The sequence below is a fragment of the Pseudoalteromonas sp. Isolate6 genome, from assembly GCF_022398435.1.
Classification (GTDB): domain Bacteria; phylum Pseudomonadota; class Gammaproteobacteria; order Enterobacterales; family Alteromonadaceae; genus Pseudoalteromonas; species Pseudoalteromonas galatheae.
Window position 1 is genome coordinate 1 of record NZ_JAKEVK010000295.1, and the last position, 4110, is coordinate 4110.

Here is a 4110-nt window from a genome sequence, read left to right on the forward strand (position 1 = left end):
ATTTTAGATATATCACCAATCTGCAAGTCAGACTGCACTGCAAAATGCGAAAAACATGAACACCCTTCCCAAAATAAATCATAACTCAATGATAAATAATGATTTATAAAATTGGCACGGAAACTGACTAAAGTACTCCAAGCGAACTTCAGCCCTTGGAGGCAATCATGAAAAACATTTCAAAGTTAACATGTTCAATTTTTGCGTTAAGCGCCATAGTCTCTAACGCACTGGCAGTCGAAAAGCAGGGTTCAAACTATGTTTGGCAATTCAATTCTGGCCAGCCCTGGCCTCTGGGTTACAATCAAGCGACAGGAAAACCCGACCAACTAACATACGCCAGAGGGGAATATACGCCTGAATTTTTTAAACGGATTGCAAACGCTTTACCAGAAAGTCGAGTAAATGAAGCGTTTATAACTGGAGATCAAGGCTCAACAATACATTTGACTGAGGATGCAGAGGTCTTCATCACATTTATCCATGAGGGTGCGGGTTATAAAAACTCTTTCGGTTACTTTACGTTCGATCCCGAAAACCCTCCTCAAACACCAGAAGAAGTCCAAGAGAAAATTGTTTTTCCAAATTTGAGCTACCCCCACTTAACTAATGGTCACCGTGTGAGCATTGGAGAGTTCCCAGCTGGAACTAGTATCGGCTTTTTTATTGCAGCTAATGGATTTTGGTACTACACAGGGGTTAAGCCCTTCAAAGTTCCCTATTACTACTCGCTGTCTCATCTCAATCCAGAATCTGATGAGTCGCTCAAACAGCACTGTGTATTACTTCACGACGAAGAGCAAAATGAAGTGGTGATCGGATTTGAGGACTTACCACGAACTTGGGGAGATAATGATTTCAACGATGCCCTGTTCAGCGTTAAAAGTTCACCAGAAACCGCCATTTCAGCCTCAAATTTAAGCACAATGCCTGAATCAGATGATAGTGATGCTGATGGCGTACCCGACGACCAGGACGAGTTTCCAAATGATCATACCCGGGTGAGCAGTCAATACTTCCCTTCACAAGATGGGGTAGCAACCTTTGCTTTTGAAGACAACTGGCCTTATCGCGGTGACCATGATCTCAACGATTTAGTAGTAAAGCAGCGGATCAGAATCACGTTCGACAACAATAACCAAGTCAGCGGTTTTGTTTTAAATGGTTTTATCACGGCACGAGGTGCGGCAAATAATAACGGCTTTGGCCTCAGAATTATGGATAGCGAACCTGGCTTGATTGGTGATGCGAGTATCACAATTAACGACAAAAATTATAAAAAGCAGGCTGAAGAATATCAAACCAATGCCGTAATCACGCTATGGCGTAACACCCAAGCGTTTACCACGACAGGCCAAGCAGGTAGCTGTTCACATTTCAACACAGTGATGAACTGCGACTATTTCGCCCCAGTGCCTTTTACTCTTGATGTCAAGTTCGAGTACAGCATTCCAACTTTGACAGTGGCGGACTTTGACTTTTTCCTTTTCCGCACATGGGACCGCTCACTTGAGGTGCATATGGCGGATTATCCACCAACGGATCTATTCGATGACAGTCGACTTGGCAGAAAAGATGATACATCGGATGCACAGAATGGTCGCTACTTTAGGACTGCAGATAACCTATCTTGGGCACTAATGATAAGTGAAGACTGGAATTATCCAAGAGAGTATATCGACGTCGTATGGGCTTATCCTGATTATGAAAAGTGGGTAGAAAGTAACGGTGAAGAAGCACAAGACTGGTATCTCACCAATGAAAGAACAACGCACACATACAGCAAAAAATAACCGGAGGCAATTATGAATACATATAATCAATATTCAATATTAGTTACATTACTGAGCGTAGCCTTGTTAGGGTGTGGTCAAAGTGAGCGCGAAGCCGACACAAACGAAATAGCCAAACATACCTCGCAGGTGGTAACTAACAGCTTTGAACCTGATCCAGTACTACTTAGTTCAACGGCCGCGACATCTAAGCAGTTACATGTCAAACCTGAGTTTACCTTTAAGACGAGTAGTATTGTTAAGCTTGACCTAAGCGGAAATGATGTGTTTGGAGCTTCGTTAGCATCGAAAGCCGTGAAGGTCTATGCGCTAAAAGACCAAATAAGCCAGTACAACGAACAAGCCAACACGCAAAAGTCACTACTCGCGTCGACTCGGTTCGATACTTCAGGGCAATTAGGGCTAGACTTAGATATCCCATCACACTTTAAAACCCTACTGATCAGTGTTGACGGGATGTTAGAAGAAAACCATTTAATAGTGCCGATTGAAACCGGGGTCAATGTAACCCATCAGTTTAACTAACCTGAGGTTTGGATAAGGAATTAATTATTGGAAGCTCAGGTCCAATAGCACTTTGCAACTCTACTCTTATTGGTTTCCCCCACAGCTATCTATAATCCTATAGGTAGCTTTTTTCAATTTCAGCTTAGCAAATCAAAATAAAGTACAAATAAACAGCACTTACTTTTGATTTGCTGGGCTTAGAGCTGCTATATATAAGTTATGGGAAATTTAAGGTCGTAAAGGAAAAATGGAATCAATGCATAATGTGACTCTGCTATTTGTCGATGATGAACCTCTCATTCTCCGCTCTTTAGTTCGAGCACTGAAAAATGAACCCTATCACGTTCTCACTGCGAATAGCGGTGAGGAGGGTCTTGAGCTGCTAAAAGAGCATCCTATAGATGTGGTTATCTCAGATAAAATGATGCCCAATATGTCAGGGATCGAGTTTCTCGGAGAAGTCGCCGAGCAGTATCCCGATACACTGCGGATCATGCTTACTGCCTTCACGGACTTAGAGGGCTTAATTCATGCAATTAATCAGGGAAAAGTTTGGGGTTATTTGCAAAAGCCATTTGAAATAGACAGCATCAAATTAACCATAGAACAGGCGCTGCAAACTAAGATGCTAATCGCCGAGAGGAATATGTTGCGCTCAAGTTTAGCGCGCTATAAAAATGAGTACCGAGCTAAGTTTTATCGCTTTGTCGGGGATTCAGTCGCAATGCAAACTGTCTATAGAGCGATAGAAAAAGCTGGCCCTAGCAGAGCAAATGTATTTATCACAGGCTCAAGTGGTACTGGCAAAGAGTTGGCAGCAGAGGCAATCCATAATTCCAGCGAGCGGAGCAGTAAACCTTTTATTTGTTTGAATTGTGCCGCTATACCAAAAGATCTGATGGAGTCAGAAATCTTTGGCCATATCAAGGGAGCTTTTTCAGGGGCGATAGCAAATCGAGAAGGCGCAGCGTCTGAAGCCGATGGTGGCACTTTATTTCTAGACGAGCTAGGCGAGATGGATATCGCCCTACAAGCCAAGATTTTAAGATTTGTTCAAACTGGTACTTTTCAAAAAGTCGGAAGTGCAAAAACGGAAAAAGTGGACGTTAGGTTTGTGTGCGCGACCAACCGAGATCCGCATCAAGCGATTGCTGATAATTACCTGCGTGAGGATTTATTCTATCGGTTAAATGTTATCTCTATTGATATGCCCCCCTTACATGATAGAGGTAGAGATGTACTGTTGTTGGCTAAGCATTTTTTACAACAGTTTAGTGAGCTAGAAAATAAAATTTTTGTCGGATTTTCCGATAGCGCAGAACAGCTTATTCTACAATTTGATTGGCCAGGCAATGTGCGCCAACTCGAAAACTTTATACATAGTATTGTCGTGATGTCTGACGGTCCATTGATTGATTATGATGTTATTCAGGCCCACCTACCCTCTGATTTATCAATCCCAGTAAAACCTAAAGGTGAAGAGCAGCCTAAACAGGCCACAAAAGCTCCTCAAGACCAACTGACTCACATAAAGCAACGAGATGATAAAAAAGTTGCACCACTGGCTGAAGTAGAGCGTGTTGCCATAGAACAGGCATTGCTCGTATGTGATGACAATGTAGTAAAAGCAGCGAGTCTACTGGAAGTCAGCCCGTCCACCTTATATAGAAAGATCCAACAATGGTCAGAAGCGACTTCATAGCGCTAATTCAGTATATGTAAAATGAATTGCACTTTGCAAAATATCGAATTTGCAAAGTGCAATTTGCTCTCTAGCAGGCTTTATCACGCTTAGGAAAAAATAAAAAGC

Annotated in this window: 3 protein-coding genes; all 3 read left to right on the forward strand. The window is 42.4% G+C overall.

Going from position 1 to position 4110, the window contains the following annotated elements; all coding sequences use genetic code 11:
- Positions 1 to 167: 167 nt before the first annotated feature.
- The gene (locus L1D50_RS21965; RefSeq protein ID WP_128728642.1) at positions 168 to 1793 is read left to right on the forward strand and encodes an LruC domain-containing protein; all 1626 of its coding nucleotides are present in this window, start codon (positions 168 to 170) and stop codon (positions 1791 to 1793) included.
- A 12-nt stretch (positions 1794 to 1805) separates the two neighbouring features.
- Positions 1806 to 2318, forward strand: coding sequence for a hypothetical protein (locus L1D50_RS21970; protein ID WP_128728643.1), 513 nt, complete (start codon positions 1806 to 1808; stop codon positions 2316 to 2318).
- Between the two features lie 238 nt (positions 2319 to 2556).
- A complete protein-coding gene (locus tag L1D50_RS21975) occupies positions 2557 to 4002 on the forward strand; it encodes a sigma-54 dependent transcriptional regulator (RefSeq protein ID WP_239966838.1) in 1446 nt (481 codons plus the stop codon).
- Positions 4003 to 4110: the final 108 nt, after the last annotated feature.

Excerpts from the sequence above, each read along its gene's own strand:
- L1D50_RS21965 (WP_128728642.1), top strand. The coding sequence starts at position 168 with ATGAAAAACATTTCAAAGTTAACATGTTCAATTTTTGCGTTAAGCGCC.
- L1D50_RS21975 (WP_239966838.1), top strand. The coding sequence starts at position 2,557 with ATGCATAATGTGACTCTGCTATTTGTCGATGATGAACCTCTCATTCTC.
- L1D50_RS21970 (WP_128728643.1), top strand. The coding sequence starts at position 1,806 with ATGAATACATATAATCAATATTCAATATTAGTTACATTACTGAGCGTA.